Genomic DNA, 282 nt, shown 5'->3' with positions numbered 1-282 from the left:
GTGTAGCACGCTTTATCCGGCACGTCCATCCATGTGAAACGCCCTTGAGCTCTCCTTCTTTGGAGAACCAAGGGCGCTGGCGCCGCTCAAGCGAATCTTCCTTTATTCATTTGCCGAGGCTTTCACTTTCTCTTTGGTATAGCGGCCCGCGGAGCCTCCGGCTGACTTGCCGAAGACTGCGCCTGACATTAATCCGGATCCTCCGGGGTAATTTTCATAGAATAGCCCGCCCACCATCTAACCGGCAGCGTAGAGACCCGGGATAGGCATACCCTCTTGGTC

General features: G+C 55.7%; 1 pseudogene. It reads right to left on the bottom strand.

Annotated features, from left to right (window positions below):
* Positions 1-102 precede the first annotated feature (102 nt).
* A pseudogene (locus ACZYR9_RS27800) lies at positions 103-282 on the bottom strand (FAD-dependent tricarballylate dehydrogenase TcuA); the annotation flags it as partial.

The sequence above is a fragment of the Paenibacillus sp. F024 genome, from assembly GCF_057814255.1.
This window is presented reverse-complemented; position numbering and strand designations above follow the sequence as displayed.